Raw genomic sequence first — 23,619 nt, 5'->3', positions numbered from 1 at the left:
ATTGTTGCTCATATAGCAAAAGACTTTGCACATTTTGCTAATTTCACCGTACCGCTGGTGGGAGTAAAATCGTCCTCAAACGTATTTCCTTGAGGACACAAAATGAGCAACATTCTGATTATCAACGGGGCGAAAAAATTCGGCCATTCTAATGGTCAACTGAATGACACCCTGACCGAGGTCGCGGACGGTATCCTGCGCGACCTCGGGCATGATGTTAAAGTCGTACGCGCAGACAGCGATTATGACGTAAAAGCAGAAGTGCAGAATTTCGTCTGGGCCGATGCGGTTATCTGGCAGATGCCAGGCTGGTGGATGGGCGCACCGTGGACCGTGAAAAAATACATCGATGACGTGTTTACCGAAGGTCACGGTACGCTGTACGCCAGCGACGGCCGCACACGTTCAGATGCCTCAAAAAAATACGGCTCCGGCGGGCTGATTCAGGGCAAAAAATACATGCTGTCCCTGACCTGGAACGCACCGATGGAAGCCTTCACTGAAAAAGACCAGTTCTTCCATGGCGTTGGCGTTGATGGCGTCTATCTCCCGTTCCATAAAGCAAACCAGTTCCTGGGAATGGAAGCGCTGCCGACCTTTATCACCAATGACGTGATTAAAATGCCGGACGTCCCGCGTTATATCGCAGAATATCGCAAGCATCTGACCGAAATTTTTGGTTAACTGGTAACCTGGAATTAGAAGGAGTTAACCATGCTTACCGTTATTGCAGAAATCCGTACACGTCCTGGTCAACATCACCGCCAGGCGGTACTGGATCAGTTTGCCAAAATCGTTCCGACCGTACTGAAAGAAGAAGGCTGCCACGGCTATGCGCCGATGGTGGATCATGCCGCAGGTGTGAGTTTTCAGACCACAGCGCCAGATTCAATCGTGATGGTTGAGCAGTGGGAAAGCATCGCGCATCTTGAAGCGCATTTGCAGACCCCGCATATGAAAGCCTACAGCGAAGCCGTGAAAGGTGACGTGCTGGACATGAATATTCGTATTCTGGAGTCGGGCATTTAAGATTGTCGATTTGCCGGGTGACGCTTAGCTATCCGGCATAAATCGCTTCGTCAGATGAGAGCCGGATAAGGCATTTTACGCCCGTCTCCGGCTTTTCTACATGCAATTACCCTTCGAGATCCGCCAGGTCGCCTTTCTCCTGCAACCAGTTACGACGATCTTCAGAACGCTTCTTAGCCAGCAGCATATCCATCATTGCGTTGGTACGCTGATCGTCTTCATCATCGATAATGAGCTGCACCAGGCGACGGGTGTTCGGATCCAGCGTAGTTTCACGAAGCTGCATCGGGTTCATTTCACCCAGACCTTTAAAGCGCTGCACGTTCGGCTTGCCTTTCTTGCGCTTTAACTGCTCCAGTACGCCCGCTTTCTCTTCTTCCGTCAGCGCGTAATACACCTCTTTACCGAGGTCGATACGGTATAACGGCGGCAGCGCCACGTAGACGTGACCGTGTTTCACCAGCGTGCGGAAGTGCTTCACAAACAGCGCGCACAGCAGCGTAGCGATGTGCAGGCCATCGGAGTCCGCATCCGCCAGGATACAGATCTTGCCATAGCGCAATTGGCTCAGATCGTCGCTGTCCGGATCGATACCGATCGCCACGGAAATATCGTGAACCTCCTGCGAAGCCAGCACTTCATCGGAAGAGACTTCCCAGGTATTGAGGATCTTACCTTTCAGCGGCATGATCGCCTGATATTCACGATCGCGCGCCTGCTTGGCCGATCCGCCCGCGGAGTCACCTTCGACAAGGAACAGTTCGGTGCGATTAAGATCCTGTGCGGTACAGTCCGCCAGTTTACCCGGCAGCGCCGGACCGCTGGTCAGCTTTTTACGCACTACTTTTTTCGCTGCACGCAGACGACGCTGCGCGCTGGAAATCGCCATCTCAGCCAGCAGTTCGGCTGACTGCACGTTCTGGTTCAGCCACAGGCTGAATGCATCTTTCACCACGCCAGAGACGAATGCCGCACACTGACGCGAAGAGAGGCGCTCTTTGGTTTGTCCGGCAAACTGCGGATCCTGCATTTTTACCGACAACACATAAGCACAGCGATCCCAGATATCTTCCGCCGACAGCTTCACGCCACGCGGCAGGATGTTACGGTACTCGCAGAACTCGCGCATCGCATCCAGCAGTCCCTGACGCAGACCGTTAACGTGCGTACCGCCCTGCATGGTTGGGATCAGGTTCACATAGCTTTCGGTCAGCAGCTCGCCGCCTTCCGGCAGCCAGAGCAGCGCCCAGTCCACCGTCTCCGTCTCACCGCTGAAATTACCGATAAACGGTTTTTCCGGCAGCGTCGGTAGGCCATTCACCGCTTCGCTCAGATAGTCATTTAAACCATCCTGGTAGCACCAGCGCTGTTCGCTGTTGTTGACCTCATCCTTAAAAGTGATCTCAACGCCTGGGCACAGTACCGCTTTTGCTTTCAGTACGTGCGTTAAGCGCGAAACAGAAAAACGCGGGCTGTCAAAGAAGCTTTCATCCGGCCAGAAGTGCACGCTGGTCCCGGTATTGCGTTTGCCGCAGGTACCGACAACCTGTAAATCCTGCACTTTATCGCCATTCTCAAACGCGATGTTGTATACCTGCCCGTCGCGGCGCACGTTCACTTCCACACGTTTGGACAGGGCGTTAACAACGGAGATACCCACACCGTGCAGACCACCGGAGAACTGGTAGTTCTTGTTAGAGAACTTGCCGCCCGCGTGCAGACGACAGAGGATCAGCTCAACCGCCGGAACGCCTTCTTCAGGGTGAATATCTACCGGCATGCCGCGTCCGTCATCAATGACTTCCAGAGACTGGTCGGCATGTAAGATCACGTCCACGCGTTTTGCGTGGCCCGCCAGTGCTTCATCCACACTGTTATCAATCACTTCCTGCCCAAGATGGTTCGGACGGGTCGTATCGGTGTACATCCCAGGGCGACGGCGTACCGGCTCAAGCCCAGTGAGTACCTCAATGGCATCAGCGTTATAAGTTTGCGTCATGGTTTAAATAAGCAATTCGAATTGATCGTCAGAAACTGTGCAGTCCAAGGAAATCGACAATCGGGTTGAAATAATCTTCGAAGCCCGTGAATGCGTGGTTTCCGCCCTCAATAACTGTCTGACGGCAGGAGGCGTAATACGCCACCGCCTGGCGGTAGTCCAACACTTCATCGCCCGTTTGTTGGAGCAGCCAGATCAAATCCGGCGCTTCCAGCGGGTCAACCTGCATGACTTTAAGATCGTAAATATGGCGTGACTCTAGCACATATTGCTGTCCCGTGTAGGGGTTCTCGTTTTGACCGAGATAGTCGACCAGCAGTTCATAAGGCCGTACAGCAGGGTTCACCACCACTGCCGGCAGCATAAAACATTGCGACAGCCAGGTGGCGTAATAGCCGCCTAAAGAGGAACCGACAATCCCCAGCGACTCCCCGCCGTGTTCAAGAATGATCGATTCCAGCATCTCTGCGGCTTGCGCAGGATACGGAGGTAGCTGCGGCACGATCATCTCAACGTGCGGGTGGTGTTCTGCCAGCCAGTTTTTCAGTAAACACGCCTTCGCCGAACGAGGAGAGCTATTAAATCCGTGAAGATAGAGAAGCGTAGACATCAGTAGCCTTCTGAAGCGGTATCAGGGTGGAACCGATTACCCTGCAGACGACGTACCTGAGTCTGCAACGTCCCGTCGGCAAAAAGCTCCAGCGTCCGCCAGCCTGGGCTGATGGTATCCAATGTGAAGTTGGAACAGTGCGGTTTAAATTGCACGCAGGTCGACGGCGTCGCCAGCAGACGGCGACCGTTCCAGTCCAGATCCAGTTCCTGATGAATATGCCCGCACAATAGATACCTGGCGCGAGGATAATTCACCAGCACGTTATCCAGCTCAGCGGCATTACGCAGACTGTGCTGATCGAGCCAGCTGCAGCCCGCAGGCAGAGGATGATGATGCAGAAGCAGCAAGGTATTACGCTCTGGCGCATCAGCAAGTTTACGCTCCAGCCATTCGAGCTGGAATTCACTTAACTCACCGTGGGGAACGCCGAACACCTGGCTGTCGAGCAGCAAGATTTGCCACTGTTCGCCAATGAAAACGCGTTTGGCCGGGGAAATGCCCGCATCCTGCAGCGCGCTGTACATTGCCGGCTGAAAATCGTGATTGCCCGGTAGCCAAACGCAGGGTGCACGAAAACTTGCGATGCCCTCAGCAAAATGCTGATAAGCCGCAGCGGATTGATCCTGCGCCAAATCACCCGTCGCGACGATCAGATCGTACTCAGGCGACTCTGCATGTATTGCATCCAGTACGGATTGATAGCTGTCCCAGGTGTTCACACCCAGCAGCGTTTCATGCTTTTCGGCAAACAGGTGAGTGTCTGTAATTTGTAAGATCCTGACTCTGGCCTCACCAGCCAAAGGAAGGGTTAACAGGCTTTCCAAATGGTGTCCTTAGGTTTCACGACGCTAATAAACCGGAATCGCCATCGCTCCATGTGCTAAACAGTACCGTAACCAGTCGGCCAAAAACTGATTAATTTGATGCTTTTCGTCGCGTTGATGCAACTTTTTATTTGGATAATCATACCGCGCTTTGAAGCGAAAGATCTGCTGACTTGAACACACTTCAGCCACCCTTGCGTCATGATACAGGCGCACGGTCAATGAAGGCAGGCTCCAGTATGTGACGGCCGGTGCCGTTTGTTCGATCGCAACAAGCGTAGTGTATCGGGTCGATTCCACGATCGTTAACCGATATTGTGCGTTTGCTACCTGATAGCTCACTGTTTCACCGGCTGCATCATTACGTGGCAGCAGGCGGCGCAATTGCGAATAGTTGGTTTCGCACAGACGCATCATTTCAGGGAAGTCAGGTGTGTAACGCTTCATTTTTTCCACTCAGTTTTTAACTCTTGATAGTGCAGCTGTAACCATTGCAAGGCGATGACAGACGCTGCGTTGTCGATTTTCCCCTCTTCTACCCATTGGTAAGCCTGTTCCCGGCTTACCACATGAACACGAATATCTTCGTTTTCATCAGCCAGACCATGGATCCCGCTCGCGGTCGTGGCGTCCACTTCGCCGACTAAAATAGACAGGCGCTCACTGGTGCCACCCGGGCTTGCCAGATAGCTCAGAACGGGCTTCGTCCGCTTAACTTCCAGCCCGGCCTCTTCCATTGCTTCACGACGGGCTACATCTTCAACGGTTTCGCCCTCTTCGATCATCCCGGCCACCATTTCCAGTAACCACGGGCTTTCGCTGGTATCAAATGCCGCGATACGGATCTGCTCGACCAGCACAACTTCATCTCGCTCAGGGTCAAAGGGTAGCAAGACTGCCGCGTGTCCGCGCTCAAAAATTTCGCGCGTTACCTCGCCGCTCATCCCCCCGTTAAACAGGCGATGGCGAAACCGATAAAGATCCAGTGAAAAAAAACCGCGGTATAGCTTTTCTCGTGCAATAATTTCTACATCATTTTTAGTGAAAGTCATTGGCAAGTTGTCTGGTTTACTCATTGTGCGGTCCTGAAACCAATAGTGATTAAAATTTGAATTTCAAGGTCGTTTGACTGATGTTTGAACGCCCTTGTGTTAAATTGATGCAAATTAACGCCGTATGGCACGTAACGCCAACTTTTTGAAGTGGCGGATTCTGCTAGAATCAGCAAATATTTTTACAATTTGATCAGCGCTAAATACTGCTTCACAACAAGGAATGCAAATGAAGAAATTGCTCCCCATCCTTATCGGCCTGAGCCTGTCGGGGTTCAGTACTTTGAGCCAGGCAGAAAACCTGATGCAGGTTTATCAGCAAGCACGCCTGAGCAACCCGGAATTGCGTAAATCCGCCGCCGATCGCGATGCTGCATTCGAAAAAATTAACGAAGCGCGTAGCCCATTACTGCCGCAACTGGGTTTAGGTGCCGATTACACCTACAGCAATGGCTACCGTGATGCAAATGGCGTCAACTCCAACGCCACCAGCGCATCTTTGCAGTTAACTCAGTCTATTTTTGACATGTCTAAATGGCGTGCCCTGACGCTGCAAGAAAAATCAGCGGGCATCCAGGACGTGACCTATCAGACCGATCAGCAAACGCTGATCCTGAATACCGCCACGGCCTATTTTAACGTACTAAACGCAATTGACGTGCTTTCTTACACTCAGGCACAGAAAGATGCGGTCTATCGTCAGTTAGATCAGACCACTCAGCGTTTTAACGTTGGCCTGGTTGCCATCACTGACGTACAAAACGCCCGTTCACAATACGATACTGTACTGGCGAATGAAGTTACCGCGCGTAACAATCTGGATAACGCGGTAGAACAGCTGCGCCAGGTAACCGGTAACTACTACCCGGAACTGGCTTCACTGAACGTTGATGGTTTTAAAACCAACAAACCGCAGGCGGTGAACGCGCTGCTGAAAGAAGCAGAAAACCGCAACCTGTCGTTATTGCAGGCCCGTTTGAGCCAGGATCTGGCACGTGAGCAGATTCGTCTGGCGCAGGATGGTCATTTACCGACCCTGGATTTGACCGCCTCTACCGGGGTATCTGACACCTCGTACAGCGGGTCTAAAACCAACACCTCCCAGTATGACGACAGCAACATGGGCCAGAATAAAATCGGTCTGAGCTTCTCACTGCCGCTGTACCAGGGCGGAATGGTTAACTCGCAGGTGAAACAAGCGCAGTACAACTTTGTTGGCGCGAGTGAACAACTGGAAAGCGCACACCGCAGCGTGGTGCAGACCGTTCGTTCTTCGTTCAACAACATTAATGCGTCTATCAGTAGCATTAACGCGTACAAACAAGCGGTTGTCTCTGCACAAAGTTCTTTGGATGCGATGGAAGCTGGCTATTCCGTAGGTACACGTACCATTGTGGATGTGTTGGATGCCACCACCACGCTTTACAACGCCAAGCAGCAACTGGCGAATGCGCGTTATACCTATCTTATCAACCAGTTAAACGTCAAATCTGCGCTCGGTACGCTGAACGAGCAGGATCTGGTGGCACTGAACAATACGCTGGGTAAACCAGTATCCACGACTCCGGATACGATCGCGCCGGAAAATGCGCAGCAAGACGCCGCGGCGGACGGTTATACGTCCAACAGCGCGACACCTGCGGCGCAGCCGACAGCAGTACGTTCAACCAGCAGCACCGGCAACAACCCGTTCCGTAACTGATGCTGATGACGGGGCTTCGGCCCCGTCTGAACGTAAGACAACGTAAAGATCCGCCCCTTCTTCCGCATTCTCGCCTCTTACCGCTTCAATTTCGACCAGTCATCCTCTATTCTGAGCAGAGTTACCACTGGGTACTGGAAGACATAAATGAAACGGACAAAATCTATACATCACGCCTCGTTCCGCAAAAGCTGGAGCGCGCGCCATCTGACTCCTGTCGCCCTGGCAGTTACCGCTGTGTTTATGCTCGCGGGCTGTGAAAAGAGCGACGAAACGGTTTCGCTTTATCAGAACGCTGACGACTGCTCTGCGGCGAATCCGGGTAAAAGCGCCGAATGTACTACCGCGTTTAACAATGCGCTGAAAGAAGCTGAACGTACCGCGCCAAAATACGCCACTCGTGAAGACTGTATCGCTGAATTCGGCGAAGGCCAGTGCCAGCAGGCTCCTGCGCAAGCGGGTATGGCGCCGACCGGTGAAGGCCAGGCTCAGGCACAGAATCAAAGCAGCGGCAGCTTCTGGATGCCGCTGATGGCGGGCTACATGATGGGTCGACTGATGGGCGGCGGAATGGGCGCTCAGCAACCGCTGTTCAGCTCGAAAAATCCAGCCAGCCCGGCTTACGGCAAATACACGGATGCCAGCGGTAAAAACTACGGTGCAGCAACGCCGGGTCGCACCATGACCGTACCGAAAACCGCTATGGCACCGAAACCAGCTACCACCTCTACCGTAACCCGCGGCGGATTTGGTGAGTCTGTGGCCAAACAGAGCACCATGCAGCGTAGCGCAAGCGGCACCACCACACGTTCAATGGGTGGCTGATCGTCATGGAAAGAGTCAGTATTGTTGAGCGCCCGGACTGGCGCGACAAAGCCACCGAATACGGTTTCAATTTTCACACTATGTACGGCGAGCCTTACTGGTGTGAAGACGCGTACTATAAGCTCACTCTTGCTCAGGTTGAAAAGCTGGAAGAGGTCACCTCAGAGCTGCATCAAATGTGCCTCAAGGTGGTGGAAAAGGTCATCGCCAGCGATGAGTTGATGACCAAGTTTCGCATTCCGAAGCATACCTGGGGCTTTGTCCGCCAGTCCTGGCAGACACAGCAACCGTCGCTCTATTCACGTCTCGATCTGGCGTGGGACGGCACGGGTGAACCCAAGCTTTTAGAAAACAACGCCGATACGCCAACCTCGCTGTACGAAGCCGCGTTTTTCCAGTGGATCTGGCTGGAAGATCAGCTCAATGCGGGCAACCTGCCGGAAGGCAGCGATCAGTTCAACAGTCTGCAGGAAAAACTGATCGAGCGTTTCACCGAGCTACGTGAGCAGTATGGTTTTCAACTGCTTCATCTGACCTGCTGTCGTGATACGGTAGAAGATCGCGGTACGATCCAGTATCTGCAGGATTGCGCTGCCGAAGCTGAGATCGCTACAGAATTCCTCTATGTAGAAGATATTGGTCTTGGTGAAAAAGGTCAGTTCACCGACATGCAGGATCAGGTAATCGCTAACCTGTTCAAGCTCTATCCGTGGGAATTCATGCTGCGTGAAATGTTCTCCACCAAGCTGGAAGACGCTGGCGTTCGCTGGCTGGAACCGGCCTGGAAGAGCATTATCTCCAACAAAGCACTGTTGCCGCTGTTATGGGAAATGTTCCCGGACCATCCGAACCTGCTGCCAGCGTACTTCGCCGAAGACGGCCATCCGCAGATGGATAAATTCGTCGTCAAACCGATCTTCTCGCGCGAGGGGGCTAATGTCTCCATCGTTGAGAACGGTAAAACGATCGAATCCGTGGAAGGACCGTACGGTGAAGAAGGCATGATCGTGCAGCAGTTCCATCCGTTACCAAAGTTTGGCGACAGCTATATGCTGATTGGCAGCTGGCTAATCAACGATCAACCAGCTGGGATCGGCATTCGTGAAGACCGCGCGTTGATCACGCAGGATCTGTCACGTTTCTATCCGCATATTTTTGTCGAATAATTGAGAGTGCCGGGTGGTGGCTTCGCCTTACCCGGCCTACGGCGCGAACTTAATGCCCGATAAGCGCAGTGCCATCGGGCATTCATCATCCAACCTGCACCGACAACATACTTAAACTTCCCATCTCAATACCATCTACCGGGATAGTGACAGACTCTTTACCATCCCAAGCCCCAAGTACATACAGCAGCGGCAGATAGTGATCCGGCGTCGGGTTCGACAACGATCCACCTTCATGATCGAGATAGTTCACCAATGGGTGCTGCTCAACCGGTCCCTGCCATGTCAGGTTTGCCTTAACATAGTCATTGAATGAAGTCGCCCACGGATAAGGCGTGTTCTCACCGTGCCAACGCGCAGTGCGCAGGTTATGCACCACGTTACCACTGGCCACCAGCATATTGCCTTCATCACGCAGCGCCGCCAGCTTACGGCCCATCTCAAAATGCCATGACGCGGGTTTGGTGCTGTCGATACTCAACTGCACCATCGGAATGTCCGCATTCGGATACATCTTGATCAGCACGCCCCAGGAACCGTGGTCAAAACCCCAGGCTTCTTTGTCCAGGGTCACAGGCACTGGAGCAAGTAAGTCAACCAGATGCTGCGCCAGTTCAGGCGAGCCAGGAGCTGGGTAATGGGTGTCATATAATGCTTGCGGAAAACCGCCAAAATCGTGGATCGTTTTGGGGGCTTCCATCGCAGTCACACCCGTTCCACGGGTGAACCAGTGCGCCGAGACCACCACAATGGCTTTCGGACGCGGCAACGTTTCCCCCAGTTGCTGCCAGGCACGGGTATAAACGTTATCTTCCAGAACATTCATCGGGCTACCGTGACCCAAAAACAATGCTGGCATACGAATTGAAGACATGATGATATCCTTACTGAGGGAGTCATTTTGATACCACCACAATACGCTTATTCGGTTGATGAAGAACTCAGATAACCATGATGAAGATCATCAGTTATTTTGACGATCCAACCCGGATAGCAGATTGATAAGGAGTTTTATTTGTCGATGTCAGTACCTTTACTTCTGACTTTACTGGCAGGTGCCGCCACGTTTATCGGCGCATTTCTCGGCGTGTTAGGGCAAAAACCGTCTAACCGCGTTCTCGCCTTTTCTTTAGGCTTCGCCGCCGGGATTATGTTACTGATCTCCCTTATGGAGATGCTACCTGCTGCGCTGGCCGCTGAAGGTATGTCGCCGGTATTAGGCTACGGAATGTTCATCGTTGGCTTACTGGGCTACTTTGGCCTGGATCGTCTATTGCCGCACGCGCACCCTCAGGATCTGGTACAAAAAACAACGCAGCCTCTACCCGGCTCTATTAAACGCACCGCGATTTTATTAACGCTCGGCATCAGCCTGCACAACTTTCCTGAAGGGATTGCGACGTTTGTTACCGCCAGTAGCAACCTTGAGCTGGGCTTTGGTATTGCCCTCGCCGTTGCATTGCACAATATTCCTGAAGGATTAGCAGTGGCGGGTCCCGTCTATGCCGCCACAGGCTCCAAACGTACGGCGATATTCTGGGCAGGGATTTCAGGTATGGCAGAAATACTGGGCGGCGTACTGGCGTGGTTAATTCTCGGTAGCCTGATATCACCGGTGGTGATGGCGGCAATAATGGCGGCTGTCGCAGGTATTATGGTGGCGCTGTCCGTCGATGAATTGATGCCGTTGGCAAAAGAGATCGATCCCAATAATAATCCCAGCTATGGGGTGTTATGTGGAATGTCGGTGATGGGGTTAAGCCTCGTCATCCTCCAGTCGATGGGAATCGGATAATCCAGAGGGCGGATGCCACCCTGCAAATTTACAGCATCCGCTCATCCATAGCAGAATATGAAGGACTAATCCTGTTCCTTAATCGCGCTGTTATCTTCACCAGAGCGACGAAAGAGTTTGTTTCGCGCTTCAAGTAAGGCATCTCTGTCCTGGCGGAATGCCCGACAATAACGTTTCATATGGCAATAATAACCCACCGCAACGAGTGCAATTAATACAATCCAATACCAGGCAATAAACATTCTTCTACCCTTAAAATTTAACATCATTAAACATTTAACGTTAAAATTTTACACAACCTTATTCTGACATACTCATATAGTGGCATACTTCAGAAACAAATATATGATTTCGATCATATAAATCAGCGGCTATGCTATTAGCCAAACTCGTTATAAACAATTAAAACAATGTCGACAAGATCACACTACGCAATAATAAATATTGTTCTTAAAATATCTCACTCATACTATCCAAAAAATAATAAAAATTAGCTCCTGCAGAATAATACATTTCGCCAATATTAATTAATGCATTACAAAAGTAGTATTAGCAATACCATTTTATTTTATCAAAACCGTAAAAACATAATATATTCAGCAATATTATATTTATAGGTAATATAAGGAGATATATCCATGTTTACACAATACCGAAAAACACTTCTGGCAGGGACTCTGGCACTGACATTTGGATTAGCAGCAGGAAACTCTCTTGCCGCTGGTTTTCAACCGGCCCAACCTGCAGGAAAATTGGGCGCAATAGTAGTTGACCCTTATGGAAATGCCCCGCTTACTGCGCTGGTTGAATTAGATAGCCACGTTATTTCAGATGTTAAAGTTACCGTCCATGGTAAAGGTGAAAAAGGCGTTCCGGTGACTTATACCGTCGGCAAAGAGTCACTCGCCACGTACGATGGCATTCCTATTTTTGGCCTTTATCAAAAGTTCGCAAATAAGGTAACCGTTGAATATAAAGAAAACGGTAAGGCCATGAAAGATGATTATGTGGTGCAAACTTCCGCCATCGTAAATCACTACATGGATAACCGCTCAATATCTGATTTGCAGCAAACAAAAGTGATTAAAGTAGCACCGGGTTTTGAAGATCGTCTTTATCTGGTGAATACCCACACCTTTACCCCGCAGGGTGCAGAATTCCACTGGCATGGCGAAAAAGATAAAAATGCCGGCATCCTGGATGCGGGTCCAGCTGGCGGCGCACTCCCCTTTGATATCGCACCCTTTACCTTTGTCGTCGATACGGAAGGTGAATATCGGTGGTGGCTGGATCAGGACACCTTCTATGACGGCCATGACATGGATATCAACAAGCGCGGCTACCTGATGGGTATTCGTGAAACACCGCGAGGCACTTTCACCGCCGTCCAGGGCCAGCACTGGTATGAATTCGATATGCTGGGGCAAATTCTGGCCGACCATAAGCTGCCTCGGGGATTCCTCGACGCGTCGCATGAGTCGGTCGAAACAGTGAACGGCACCGTACTGCTTCGCGTGGGTAAACGCGATTATCGCAAAGAAGATGGCCTTCACGTACATACCATCCGCGACCAGATTATTGAAGTCGATAAATCTGGACGTGTTGTTGACGTATGGGATCTGACACAAATTCTCGACCCGATGCGTGACGCGCTGCTGGGTGCGCTGGACGCAGGCGCGGTATGCGTCAACGTGGATCTCGCTCACGCAGGCCAACAGGCGAAACTGGAGCCAGATACCCCCTATGGTGACGCCCTCGGCGTTGGTGCGGGCCGTAACTGGGCTCACGTCAACTCCATTGCCTATGACGCTAAAGATGACTCCATCATTCTTTCTTCCCGCCATCAGGGTGTCGTCAAAATCGGTCGCGATAAACAGGTGAAATGGATCCTGGCACCGTCTAAAGGCTGGAATAAGGCGCTGGCAAGCAAACTGTTAAAACCGGTTGATGATAAGGGCAACGCGCTGAAGTGTGATGAAAACGGTAAGTGCGAGAATACTGATTTCGATTTTACCTACACCCAACACACCGCCTGGCTCTCCAGCAAAGGAACGCTAACCATCTTTGACAATGGCGATGGCCGTGGACTCGAACAACCGGCTCTACCAACAATGAAATACTCCCGGTTCGTCGAATATAAAATTGACGAGAAAAAAGGAACCGTTCAGCAAGTTTGGGAATACGGGAAAGAGCGCGGTTATGATTTCTACAGTCCTATCACGTCGGTAATTGAATATCAAAAAGACCGCGACACGATGTTTGGATTTGGTGGTTCTATTAATTTATTTGACGTTGGACAGCCAACCATCGGCAAAATCAACGAAATTGACTACAAAACAAAAGAAGTCAAAGTCGAAATTGATGTCCTTTCCGATAAACCAAACCAAACGCACTACCGCGCATTACTGGTTCGCCCACAACAAATGTTTAAATAATTTCGTTAGATTAAGGATTAATTATGTCATCTAAATGGATTACTTCATTATTTAAAAGCGTGGTATTAACGGCGGCGCTGGTATCACCATTTGCAGCATCGGCTTTTACTGAAGGTACTGACTATATGGTACTGGAGAAACCGATTCCCAATGCTGATAAGACGTTGATAAAAGTATTCAGCTACGACTGCCCATTCTGCTACAAATATGATAAAGCCGTGACCGGCCCGGTGTCAGAAAAAGTTGCCGATCTCGTCGCCTTCACACCGTTTCATCTCGAAACCAAAGGAAAATATGGCAAACAGGCCAGTGAAGTATTTGCAGTAATGATTGCGAAGGATCAGGCCGCAGGGGTCTCATTGTTTGACGCCAAATCACAGTTTAAAAAAGCCAAGTTTGCTTACTACACTGCCTACCACGACAAGAAGGAACGCTGGTCTGACGGTAAAGATCCCGCTTCATTCATCAAAACAGGGCTGGATGCTGCGGGTATGAGTCAAGCAGACTTCGAGAACGCCTTAAAAGAACCCGTGGTCCAGGAGACCTTGGAAAAATGGAAAGCGGCTTATGATGTTGCCAAAATTCAGGGCGTTCCGGCTTACGTCGTCAATGGTAAGTACCTGATCTACACCAAAAGTATCAAATCGATTGATTCCATGGCTGAGCTTGTCAGAGAGCTAGCGACAAAATAAACAGGGAACCGGCTATGGCTTTTATTAAAGGATTGTGGCGAGACTTATGTACCGCACCGGTTGATACCCTGGTGAGATGGCAGGAGCGACGCTTTTTGTGGTTGCTAATGGCTTGTGCCATGGGTGGGTTAATTATTCTGGCGCACTCGTTCTTCCAAATCTATCTCTACATGGCCCCCTGCGAGCAATGTGTATACATCCGCTTTGCCATGTTTGTGATGGTTTTGGGTGGGCTGATCGCGGCAATAAACCCTAAAAACCTTATTCTAAAACTGGTCGGCTGTATTGCGGCATTTTATGGCAGCATTATAGGTATTAAGTTCTCCATCAAACTTAATGGCATTCATTATGCGGTACATAACCCGGACCCGGATTCGCTCTTTGGCGTACAGGGATGTTCCACCGATCCGACATTCCCTTTCAATTTGCCGCTGGCAAACTGGGCTCCAGAATGGTTTAAGCCCACTGGAGATTGCGGCTATGACGCACCTGTCGTTCCTGATGGCGTAGCGCTTAGCAGTGTGCAAAAGTGGTTTGTCGATCTGTACCAGCAGTCCGAAGGCTGGTATCTGCTCCCGCCATGGCATTTTATGAATATGGCGCAGGCCTGCCTGCTCGCTTTTGGTTTGTGTTTAGTGCTGTTGCTGGTAATGAGCGGAGTCTGGGCACTTAAACTGGCCAGAACTAAATAGCCAGGCTGCAATAACAAAAAACCGAAGCCAGAAAACTGACTTCGGTTTTTTTATCCCTACCACGGTTGTCGCGGTAGTCAGCAATTAGCTGGCTTTGCGCTCATGCGCCTGACGGTAGGCCACCAGGTCTTCGATAGTCACTACAGCCATATTATGCTTACCGGCAAATTCGATGCACTCTGGCGCACGGGCCATGGTGCCGTCATCATTGGTCAGTTCGCACAGCACACCGGCTGGTTTAAACCCTGCCAGCGTCATCAGGTCGATGGTTGCTTCAGTATGACCACCGCGGGTCAACACGCCGCCTGCCTGAGCACGCAGCGGGAAAACGTGCCCCGGACGGTTAAGATCGGAAGGTTTTGCGCCATCCTTAATTGCCGCACGCACCGTTGTAACACGGTCTGCTGCGGAAACGCCGGTGGTTACGCCTTCTGCGGCTTCAATGGTCACGGTAAAACCGGTACCGTAAGCGCTGGTGTTATTTTCCACCATCATTGGCAGATCGAGCTGTTTGCGTCGGTCTTCAGTGATGCACAGGCAAACAATACCGCTACCGTGACGGATAGTCAGCGCCATCTGTTCTACGGTCATGGTTTCTGCCGGGAAAATCATATCGCCTTCGTTTTCACGGTCTTCGTCGTCAAGCACCATTACACCGCGTCCTTCACGCAGCGCAGACAGCGCATGTTCAACACGTTCGAAAGGCGTACCAAAAGAGGAAAGTAGCGTCTGATTCATGGTAAAAAAACCTCACTAAAATTATGGTTACCAGAATCAGGGCAGTCTTAGGAGTACCGTCTAAGCGGCAAAAAAATAACGTGAGCGGGTCCATGCCCGACTGGATCGTTACTCTCTCCCATCCGGACTCTAACCGTCGGCCCCGGAATTACACCGGATCTGCTGACCTTTTTGCCGTAACAAAAAGCGCTCGCGGGCTTTCAACATCAGTTGATTTACCGCCGGTGGGGAATTTCGCCCCGCCCTGAGAATAAGCGGGTTAACTATAACGCTATTGATTACCTTCATCAACGCCTTTACTCGTCTTAGCTTCACACAATTCTGGTTTATGCCTGTGCCAGTTCGCACTACAATAGGCAGCAACACGTACCAGTTCAGGGAAACCACAATGATTGACCCGAAAAAAATTGAGCAGATTGCTCGTCAGGTTCACGAGTCGATGCCGAAAGGGATCCGCGAGTTTGGCGAAGACGTCGAGAAGAAAATTCGTCAAACGCTGCAGTCACAGCTGACCCGTCTGGATCTGGTAAGCCGCGAAGAATTCGATGTACAGACTCAGGTTTTATTGCGCACGCGTGAAAAGCTGGCGCTGCTTGAGCAACGTCTGACTGAGCTTGAATCACGTGATAAAACGGCAGACGTTAAGCCTGCCCCCGCGATCCCGTCAGTTGATCCGCAAGAGTAAAAACGACAACGGGCCGCAAGGCCCGTTTTTCTGTTAGTGTTCCAGTTCTAGCTTCCTGGCTTCCGTCGCTTGCTGGCAGTACAGCGCATAGCGTTTGCAAAACCAGCTACGATGTTCTTCATCCATATTCCCGGTTATCGCCTGGATATCAATGGGATGGCCCTCAGCCTGCATCCTGGCAAAACTACGGGCCAGGAAATCGAAATTGTTCAGTGAATACATATTGCTGTTCATGAGCATACCCTCCAGTTATTGAATATCTGCTAAGGCCATATGCTTTTTCTAATTTCAGTATTTCCCTGGATACGAAGTTATTCTGTACATATTGTGCGCAAAAAAACCGCCTGCTTCACAGTTTCCTACGAAATCTAAGAGGGGGATGACCCCCCTTTTCGGATTTAAGGTCACGGTGACACATGTTATTGTAACGACATGTAAAAGTAAGGGGTAAAACCATTACTTTTGATACTGACAGGGAACGCAGTAACAGGAGGAAACAACTTGGTATTATTCACGGATTACAACAGCCCCTACCTGTTTGCTATTTCATTTGTACTACTGATTGGCCTATTAGAAATCATCTCTCTTATTTTCGGTCATTACCTTTCTGGCGCGCTTGATGCGCATCTCGAACATTACGATGCCCTGACCTCCGGCAATATCGGACAGGCATTGCACTATCTCAATATCGGACGGATTCCAGCGCTGATCGTGCTGTGCTTACTCGCTGGCTTCTTTGGACTCTTCGGTATCCTCCTTCAGCATGGCTGGGTCACGTTGTGGCAAGCACCGCTCAGCAATCTGCTGCTCGCGCCGGTGAGCTTTATTTTTGCGTTCTTCGCCGTGCATTACAGCGGGAAAATTATTGCTCCATGGCTACCACGAGATGAAACCACCGCCCTCGCCGAGGATGAGTTTATCGGCAGCATGGCAATTATTACCGGCCATTCTGCGAGTGCCGGAACCCCATGCGAAGGCAAATTTACCGACAAGTTTGGGCAGACCCACTATGTGCTGCTGGAGCCTGAAGCGGGCAAAGAATTCAAAAAAGGAGACAAGGTGCTGATTATTTGCCGACTCTCTGCAACGCGTTACCTGGCCGAGCTAAACCCCTGGCCGACTGTTTTATAATTTTACACAGAGGGACCTTATAGATGGATGATGTTTTTGGCATGTTACCTTCATGGATGTTTACCGCCATTGTCGCGGTGGTCGTCTTAGTCATTATCGGGATTATTTTTGCCCGCCTGTATCGTCGTGCATCTGCTGAACAGGCATTTGTGCGTACCGGCCTTGGTGGGCAAAAAGTGGTGATGAGCGGCGGCGCAATTGTCATGCCTATCTTCCACGAAATCATTCCTATCAACATGAACACCCTCAAACTTGAGGTGAGCCGTTCTACTGTCGACAGTCTTATCACCAAAGACCGTATGCGCGTAGATGTCGTCGTCGCCTTTTTTGTGCGTGTAAAACCGTCTGTTGAAGGGATTGCTACCGCCGCACAGACGCTGGGACAGCGGACGCTGTCACCAGAGGATTTGCGTGTGCTAATAGAAGATAAGTTTGTCGATGCCCTGCGTGCCACTGCGTCGCAGATGACCATGCACGAACTGCAGGATACGCGTGAAAACTTCGTTCAGGGCGTACAAAACACCGTCGCGGAAGACCTGTCCAAAAACGGTCTGGAGCTGGAGAGCGTTTCACTCACCAACTTCAACCAGACCGAAAAAGTCCATTTCAACCCTAACAACGCCTTTGATGCCGAGGGTCTGACCAAGCTGACCCAGGAAACGGAACGTCGTCGTCGCGAACGTAACGAAGTCGAGCAGGACGTAGAAGTTGCCGTCCGTGAGAAAAATCGTGATGCGCTGTCGCGTAAGCTGGAGATCGAGCAGCAGGAAGCCTTCATGACGCTCGAGCAGGAGCAGCAGGTGAAAACCCGCACGGCCGAGCAAAACGCCAAAATTGCCGCCTTTGAAGCCGAGCGCCATCGTGAAGCTGAACAGACGCGTATCCTTGCCGAACGTCAAATTCAGGAAACAGAAATCGATCGCGAGCAGGCGGTTCGTTCAAGAAAAGTCGAGGCCGAGCGTGAAGTTCGCATCAAAGAGATCGAACAGCAGCAGGCAACAGAGATCGCCAACCAGACCAAGTCCATCGCCATTGCCGCCAAGTCCGAACAGCAGTCTCAGGCTGAAGCACGCGCTAACGATGCGCTGGCCGATGCGGTTCGTGCCCAGCAGAACGTAGAAACCACCCGCCAGACCGCAGAAGCGGATCGTGCCAAACAGGTGGCGTTGATTGCCGCAGCTCAGGATGCGGAAACCCAGGCCGTTGAGCTGACCGTGCGCGCGAAAGCGGAGAAAGAAGCGGCAGAATTGCAGGCGGCAGCGATTGTTGAACTAGCCGAGGCAACGCGGAAAAAAGGTCTGGCAGAAGCAGAAGCACAACGCGCACTTAACGATGCCATCAACGTGCTTTCCGATGAACAGACCAGCCTGAAATTTAAGCTGGCGCTGCTGCAGTCCCTGCCAGCGGTTATTGAGAAATCCGTCGAGCCAATGAAGTCTATCGATGGGATCAAGATTATTCAGGTTGATGGTCTCAATCGCGGCGGCGCAGTCGGTGAAGTAACCGCAGGTAACGTAAACGGTGGGAATCTCGCAGAGCAGGCATTATCCGCAGCCCTTTCCTATCGTACACAAGCGCCGCTGATCGACTCGCTGTTAAATGAAATTGGCTTGTCCGGCGGTTCGCTGTCGGCACTGGCCGAGCCGCTGAAAAACAGTCCACAGCCTGTTGAGAAAACGACTGAACAATAAGAAACAGAAATGCCGGATGGCAACGCTTACGCGTTTTATCCGGCCTACAATCTCGTCGGCCGGATAAGGTGTTTACACCGCCATCCGGCAAACTTTTCAGGTGTTATTTATCGCTATCTTTCTGGATCTTCTTGATGATATTTGTCGTGGAGCAGCCATCTTCGAAGTTCAGCACCAGCACTTCACCGCCGTTCGCCCACACCTCTTCACTACCCGCAATCTGCTCCGGCTTATAGTCGCCGCCTTTGACCAGCAGATCCGGCAGAATGCCAGCAATCAGACGCTGCGGCGTATCTTCTTCAAAAGAGACCACCCAGTCGACGGATTCCAGCGCGCCCAGTACGATCATACGCTGTTCCAGCGGGTTGACCGGACGCGTTTCACCTTTCAGACGTTTGGTCGAAGCATCGCTGTTGACCGCCACGATCAGGCGATCGCCCAGCTTGCGCGCATTCGCCAGATAGGAAACATGGCCCGCATGCAGGATGTCGAACACACCGTTGGTCATTACCACTTTCTCGCCGCGCTTGCGGGCGCTGGCAACGGCCTGTTTCAGCTCAGATTCGCTCATCACGCCAAAACCAGTATCAGCCCGCCCGCGCACGGCGTTTTCCAGTTCAATCGGAGAAACAGTGGAGGTCCCCAGCTTACCAACGACAACACCGGCTGCGGCGTTAGCAAAATAGCACGCCTCTTCCAGTGAGTTACCCGCCGCCAGCGTCGCCGCCAGCACGCCGATAACCGTATCGCCTGCACCGGTCACGTCATACACTTCCTGCGCCTGCGTCGGCATATGCAGCGGCGATTTGCCCGGTTGCAGCAACGTCATCCCCTGCTCGGATCGCGTGATCAGCAGTGCGGAAAGGTCGAAATCAGCAATCACTTTCATGCCGCGTTCAACCAGTTCATCTTCGCTTTTGCACTTGCCCGCCACCGCTTCAAACTCAGACAGGTTCGGCGTCAGCAGCGTTGCGCCACGGTAGCGTTCAAAATCGGTTCCTTTCGGATCGATAAGCACCGGCACCCCAGCCTTACGCGCCAGAGCAATCATCTGCTGCACGCTTGCCAACGCGCCTTTGGCGTAGTCGGAGAGCACCAGAGCACCGATAGAACCCAGCGCCTGGTTAATACGCTCGTGCAGCGGCTGCGGATCCACACCTTCAAAACCTTCTTCGAAATCCAGGCGAATCAGCTGCTGATTGCGGGAAAGCACGCGCAGTTTGGTGATCGTCGGATGGGTCGGCACGGATACGAAATCACATTTTACGTTTACATCCGTCAGCGTTTTGCTCAGCGCACGCGCCGCGTCGTCAATGCCGGTCAGGCCCACCAGGCGCGAATTCGCTCCCAGAGAGGCAATGTTCATCGCCACGTTTGCTGCGCCACCGGGACGTTCTTCGATGGTATCCACTTTTACCACCGGAACAGGCGCTTCAGGTGAAATACGGCTGGTAGGACCGTACCAGTAGCGATCCAGCATCACATCACCGACAACCATGACTCCTGCACGTTCAAACTCTGGCAGAGTTACTTTCATTCCTGTCTCCTGAGAGATTCTCTGAGTGTCTTAAAATTTGCGCGCGATAATAGCACACTTCACTCGGCACCCAGCCACTTCTGCCAGCTGTCACGCACCAGTGTACGTTCAGCGTCGAAGTGCTCCGGCGCCACATGGCCCGGAAGTTCCTGCAATGCAAGATGGTGAAGTTCATCACGCAACGTCGTATAAGCACGGGTAAGCGCCAGCGCTTCCTGTTCGTCCATAATGTCGTTTTGCGCCAGTAATTCCAGAATGCGCACGTTATCCGACCAGCGCGTCAGCTTCGGTTTTTCATGCGCATAGCGCAGCACCAGATACTGCGTAATAAACTCAATATCTGTGATGCCGCCTTCATCCGCTTTGATATCAAAACGATCGCGATGCTTATTGCCCAAATGGGCACGCATTTTCTCACGCATTTCGCGCACCTCGGTCTGCAAGGTTTTCCCATCGCGGACAAGGGTCATGATATCGCGACGAATCGCATCAAACTGAGAGGTTAACTGCGGGTCGCCGTACACTACGCGAGCACGCACCAGCGCCTGATGCTCCCATGTCCAGGCTTCGTTACGCTGATAATCGGCGAAAGCATCAGCTGATGTCACCAGCATTCCCGCCGCCCCTGACGGACGCAAACGCGCATCCACTTCGTACAAAATACCGGACGAAGTACGGGTACTGAAGAGGTGCATAATGCGCTGCGCCAGACGCAGATAGAACTGTCGCCCGTCAATCTCACGCTCACCGTCCGTCATCACGTCCATCGGACAGTCATGCAGGAAGATCAAATCGAGATCCGAGCTGTACCCCAGCTCCCAACCGCCCAGTTTGCCATAGCCGACGACGGCAAAACCACGCCCCTCGCGTTCGCCAAGATGAGTGGGTTGACCGTAGCGTGCGACCATCTGCGTCCACGCCTGCTGGACTACCGCATCAATAATAGCTTCCGCCAGCCAGGTTAAATGATCGCTCACCTTCATCACCGGCAGTGTACCGGCGATATCGGCCGCGGCAATACGCAGTAGCTGCGTTTGCTTAAACTGGCGCAGAGCCTCCAGTTGCTGCTCTTCGTCATCTTCCGGCACGCGCAGCAAATACTGGCGCAGCTCATCACGGTAAGCATCCGTCGCGGTGGGTTGATACAGGGTGTTCGGATCCAGCAGTTCATCGAGCAACAGCGGATACCGCGCCAGCTGGCTGGCGACCATCGGCGAGGCCGCACAGAGCGAAATCAGATGCTTCAGCGCCCCGGGGAATTCGCTTAGCAGTTCCAGATAGGTCGTACGGGTAACAATCCCCACCAGCAGAGGGGTAATGCGCGATAGCGGGACTGAGGCGTCGTCACGCGTACAGACATCGCTCAGCAGATGCGGCATTAAATGATCCAGCACCTGGCGTCCGCGTGGGCCAATGGTGCGTTTATCCAGCTCTTTACGGAAATCAGCAATCAGAGACAGCACGCGTCGGCGATCGTCATCAGCCAGATGCGTCAGCACCGGCGTGGTGTCATCTTCCTGTAATGCATCCTGCCACAGTTCGCGCCACTGTTCTGAAAGCGACTCTTCCTGAGTTTCGGCCTCGTCATCGCCAATCAGCTCGTTAAATACCCGGCGCACGTTGTCCATATGATTGGCCAGCACATCAGTTAATTGCTGCCAGTCATCAACGTTCATCCCCCACGCCAGCCGCGCGCGATTCAGTTCATCGCCTGGCAGCGTTTGGGTCTGTTCATCATTGATGCTTTGCAGTAGGTTTTCCAGGCGGCGTAAATAGAGATAGGCTGCTCGCAGTTGTTCCGTATCGGTATCAGACAGCAGGTGCAGCGCATTGATGGCACTCAGCGTCGGTAACAGCGAGCGGGATTGCAGCGACGGTTCACGCCCGCCGCGAATCAGCTGGAATACCTGTACGATAAATTCGATTTCACGAATACCGCCCGCCCCCAGCTTGATGTTGTCTTTCAGGCCACGGCGGCGCACTTCTCGGGCAATCATCCCTTTCATGTTACGCAGCGACTGGATCACGCTGAAATCAATATAGCGACGGAAAACAAAAGGCCGCAGCATGGCACGAAGCTCGCTGACATAAGTGCCGTCGGCATCGCCCATAATGCGGGCTTTGACCATCGCATAGCGTTCCCAGTCGCGCCCTTGCTCCTGGTAATAATCCTCAAGCGCAGAGAAGCTCAGTACCAACGGACCGCTGTCGCCAAACGGGCGTAAACGCATATCCACCCGATAGACAAACCCATCCATTGTGGGCTGATCTAATACCTTGATGAGCCGCTGGCCCAAACGGGTAAAGAACTGGGCGTTATCCAGCTCGCGGCGCCCGCCCTGCGTACTGCCGTGCTCAGGCCAGGCAAAAATCAGGTCGATATCGGAGGAAAAATTCAGCTCGCCGCCGCCCAGTTTCCCCATGCCTAAAATCAGCAGCGGCTGCGCCACACCTTCAGGATTACAGGGCGTACCCCATTCGCGACAGCAGGCAGCGTATAACCAGTCGCGCGCGGCGACGATCAACGTTTCAGCCAGATGGCTTAGCTGCTGCAAAATACTCTCTTCGGTCACCAGCGACAGCGTCTGTGCCCAAGCGATACGCACCATGATACGTCGGCGAAACAGGCGTAGCTCACGCATCAGCGTGTTTTCATCGCTGACGTCAGCCAATGTTTGCTGTAACCAGTCGGCATAGTGTTGCCATTCATCCGCCAGGGGGGGGGTGCTTTCCAGCTCAGCCAGCCATTCAGGATGGGCAATAATGCTGTCACGGACAAAATCACTGAATGTAAGTACTGACTTCGCCTGAACGCTAAGCGAGGACTCAGATATTGCTGCTGGCAGCCGCTCAACAACGGTCGGCCAGTACTGCTGTAACGGTGAAGAGAGCTGCTTCATTTACGGGTTATCCTTTGAATGGTGCCGGATGGCGGCGTTTAGCCTTATCCGGCCTACATGACAGTTACACACATCGCGTAGGCCTGATAAGCGCAGCGCCATCAGGCATCCCG

Annotated in this window: 23 protein-coding genes and 1 riboswitch; of the genes, 12 read left to right on the top strand and 11 right to left on the bottom strand. The window is 52.1% G+C overall.

Going from position 1 to position 23,619, the window contains the following annotated elements:
- Positions 1-102: 102 nt before the first annotated feature.
- Positions 103-684, top strand: coding sequence for an NAD(P)H-dependent oxidoreductase (locus OGY17_RS13880; protein ID WP_003828397.1), 582 nt, complete (start codon positions 103-105; stop codon positions 682-684).
- A gap of 30 nt (positions 685-714) precedes the next feature.
- On the top strand, positions 715-1,029 hold the full coding sequence (locus tag OGY17_RS13875; RefSeq protein ID WP_003024557.1) for a putative quinol monooxygenase: 315 nt from the start codon (positions 715-717) through the stop codon (positions 1,027-1,029).
- Positions 1,030-1,135: 106 nt separating this feature from the next.
- Here OGY17_RS13875 and parE read toward each other — a convergent pair whose 3' ends face one another.
- From parE to nudF, 5 genes are read right to left on the bottom strand one after another with little or no spacing between them, the layout of a single operon-like run.
- Positions 1,136-3,028 (bottom strand): DNA topoisomerase IV subunit B, encoded by a 1,893-nt coding sequence (parE, locus tag OGY17_RS13870; RefSeq protein ID WP_003024571.1) that lies wholly within the window; start codon positions 3,026-3,028, stop codon positions 1,136-1,138.
- 28 nt (positions 3,029-3,056) lie between these two features.
- Complete coding sequence (gene yqiA / locus OGY17_RS13865) at positions 3,057-3,638, bottom strand: esterase YqiA (protein WP_286607599.1); 582 nt, start codon at positions 3,636-3,638, stop codon at positions 3,057-3,059.
- Positions 3,638-4,465 (bottom strand): 3',5'-cyclic-AMP phosphodiesterase, encoded by an 828-nt coding sequence (gene cpdA / locus OGY17_RS13860; protein ID WP_008785825.1) that lies wholly within the window; start codon positions 4,463-4,465, stop codon positions 3,638-3,640. Before cpdA ends, yqiA begins: the two co-directional genes overlap by 1 nt.
- 24 nt (positions 4,466-4,489) lie before the next feature.
- Complete coding sequence (locus OGY17_RS13855) at positions 4,490-4,912, bottom strand: DUF1249 family protein (protein ID WP_003024582.1); 423 nt, start codon at positions 4,910-4,912, stop codon at positions 4,490-4,492.
- Positions 4,909-5,541: an ADP-ribose diphosphatase gene (gene nudF / locus OGY17_RS13850; protein ID WP_048215533.1), complete on the bottom strand. Its 633-nt coding sequence runs from the start codon at positions 5,539-5,541 to the stop codon at positions 4,909-4,911. Before nudF ends, OGY17_RS13855 begins: the two co-directional genes overlap by 4 nt.
- Positions 5,542-5,740: 199 nt before the next feature.
- On the opposite strand from nudF, the gene tolC reads away from it, so the two are divergent.
- The 3 genes from tolC to OGY17_RS13835 all read left to right on the top strand — a co-directional run bounded on the left by tolC (position 5,741) and on the right by OGY17_RS13835 (position 9,210).
- Positions 5,741-7,219, top strand: coding sequence for an outer membrane channel protein TolC (gene tolC, locus OGY17_RS13845; RefSeq protein ID WP_122973808.1), 1,479 nt, complete (start codon positions 5,741-5,743; stop codon positions 7,217-7,219).
- A 147-nt stretch (positions 7,220-7,366) separates the two neighbouring features.
- Entirely contained in the window at positions 7,367-8,044 is a 678-nt protein-coding gene (locus tag OGY17_RS13840; protein WP_003024591.1) for a DUF1190 family protein, read from the top strand.
- Between the two features lie 5 nt (positions 8,045-8,049).
- Entirely contained in the window at positions 8,050-9,210 is a 1,161-nt protein-coding gene (locus OGY17_RS13835) for a glutathionylspermidine synthase family protein (protein WP_286607597.1), read from the top strand.
- An 85-nt stretch (positions 9,211-9,295) separates the two neighbouring features.
- Here OGY17_RS13835 and ygiD read toward each other — a convergent pair whose 3' ends face one another.
- A complete protein-coding gene (gene ygiD / locus OGY17_RS13830; RefSeq protein WP_286607595.1) occupies positions 9,296-10,084 on the bottom strand; it encodes a 4,5-DOPA-extradiol-dioxygenase in 789 nt (262 codons plus the stop codon).
- Between the two features lie 147 nt (positions 10,085-10,231).
- Here ygiD and zupT point away from each other — a divergent pair, with 147 nt between their 5' ends.
- Complete coding sequence (gene zupT / locus OGY17_RS13825) at positions 10,232-11,005, top strand: zinc transporter ZupT (protein WP_003024600.1); 774 nt, start codon at positions 10,232-10,234, stop codon at positions 11,003-11,005.
- Positions 11,006-11,070: 65 nt separating this feature from the next.
- Here zupT and OGY17_RS13820 read toward each other — a convergent pair whose 3' ends face one another.
- Complete coding sequence (locus tag OGY17_RS13820) at positions 11,071-11,247, bottom strand: hypothetical protein (RefSeq protein WP_003828416.1); 177 nt, start codon at positions 11,245-11,247, stop codon at positions 11,071-11,073.
- A gap of 396 nt (positions 11,248-11,643) precedes the next feature.
- Here OGY17_RS13820 and assT point away from each other — a divergent pair, with 396 nt between their 5' ends.
- Genes assT through dsbI form a run of 3 tightly spaced genes read left to right on the top strand, consistent with a single transcriptional unit; the run spans position 11,644 to position 14,824 of the window.
- On the top strand, positions 11,644-13,440 hold the full coding sequence (gene assT / locus OGY17_RS13815) for an arylsulfate sulfotransferase AssT (protein WP_008785832.1): 1,797 nt from the start codon (positions 11,644-11,646) through the stop codon (positions 13,438-13,440).
- A gap of 23 nt (positions 13,441-13,463) precedes the next feature.
- Complete coding sequence (locus OGY17_RS13810; RefSeq protein WP_234103474.1) at positions 13,464-14,132, top strand: thiol:disulfide interchange protein DsbA/DsbL; 669 nt, start codon at positions 13,464-13,466, stop codon at positions 14,130-14,132.
- Positions 14,133-14,146: 14 nt separating this feature from the next.
- A complete protein-coding gene (dsbI, locus tag OGY17_RS13805; protein WP_286607592.1) occupies positions 14,147-14,824 on the top strand; it encodes a protein-disulfide oxidoreductase DsbI in 678 nt (225 codons plus the stop codon).
- An 84-nt stretch (positions 14,825-14,908) separates the two neighbouring features.
- Here dsbI and ribB read toward each other — a convergent pair whose 3' ends face one another.
- Positions 14,909-15,562 carry a 3,4-dihydroxy-2-butanone-4-phosphate synthase gene (gene ribB, locus OGY17_RS13800; protein ID WP_003828424.1) on the bottom strand — a complete coding sequence of 218 codons (654 nt, stop codon included), beginning with the start codon at positions 15,560-15,562 and terminating at the stop codon, positions 14,909-14,911.
- A 106-nt stretch (positions 15,563-15,668) separates the two neighbouring features.
- Positions 15,669-15,818: riboswitch (FMN riboswitch) on the bottom strand.
- A gap of 132 nt (positions 15,819-15,950) precedes the next feature.
- Here ribB and ubiK point away from each other — a divergent pair.
- Positions 15,951-16,247, top strand: coding sequence for a ubiquinone biosynthesis accessory factor UbiK (ubiK, locus tag OGY17_RS13795; RefSeq protein WP_020996337.1), 297 nt, complete (start codon positions 15,951-15,953; stop codon positions 16,245-16,247).
- Positions 16,248-16,280: 33 nt separating this feature from the next.
- Here the strand turns inward: ubiK and glgS are convergent, their stop codons facing one another.
- Positions 16,281-16,487 (bottom strand): cell surface composition regulator GlgS, encoded by a 207-nt coding sequence (gene glgS, locus OGY17_RS13790; RefSeq protein ID WP_008785836.1) that lies wholly within the window; start codon positions 16,485-16,487, stop codon positions 16,281-16,283.
- A 261-nt stretch (positions 16,488-16,748) separates the two neighbouring features.
- Here glgS and OGY17_RS13785 point away from each other — a divergent pair, with 261 nt between their 5' ends.
- Complete coding sequence (locus OGY17_RS13785) at positions 16,749-17,378, top strand: OB-fold-containig protein (protein ID WP_234103472.1); 630 nt, start codon at positions 16,749-16,751, stop codon at positions 17,376-17,378.
- Between the two features lie 23 nt (positions 17,379-17,401).
- Positions 17,402-19,069, top strand: a complete 1,668-nt coding sequence (locus OGY17_RS13780) for a flotillin family protein (RefSeq protein ID WP_103284705.1) — start codon at positions 17,402-17,404, stop codon at positions 19,067-19,069.
- A 103-nt stretch (positions 19,070-19,172) separates the two neighbouring features.
- Here OGY17_RS13780 and hldE read toward each other — a convergent pair whose 3' ends face one another.
- Both hldE and glnE read right to left on the bottom strand, forming a co-directional pair.
- A complete protein-coding gene (hldE, locus tag OGY17_RS13775) occupies positions 19,173-20,606 on the bottom strand; it encodes a bifunctional D-glycero-beta-D-manno-heptose-7-phosphate kinase/D-glycero-beta-D-manno-heptose 1-phosphate adenylyltransferase HldE (protein WP_003828429.1) in 1,434 nt (477 codons plus the stop codon).
- 59 nt (positions 20,607-20,665) lie between these two features.
- Positions 20,666-23,506: a bifunctional [glutamate--ammonia ligase]-adenylyl-L-tyrosine phosphorylase/[glutamate--ammonia-ligase] adenylyltransferase gene (gene glnE / locus OGY17_RS13770; protein ID WP_191215397.1), complete on the bottom strand. Its 2,841-nt coding sequence runs from the start codon at positions 23,504-23,506 to the stop codon at positions 20,666-20,668.
- Positions 23,507-23,619 lie beyond the last annotated feature (113 nt).

The sequence above is a fragment of the Citrobacter sp. Cpo126 genome (assembly GCF_030332445.1).
GTDB lineage: Bacteria > Pseudomonadota > Gammaproteobacteria > Enterobacterales > Enterobacteriaceae > Citrobacter > Citrobacter portucalensis.
This window is presented reverse-complemented; position numbering and strand designations above follow the sequence as displayed.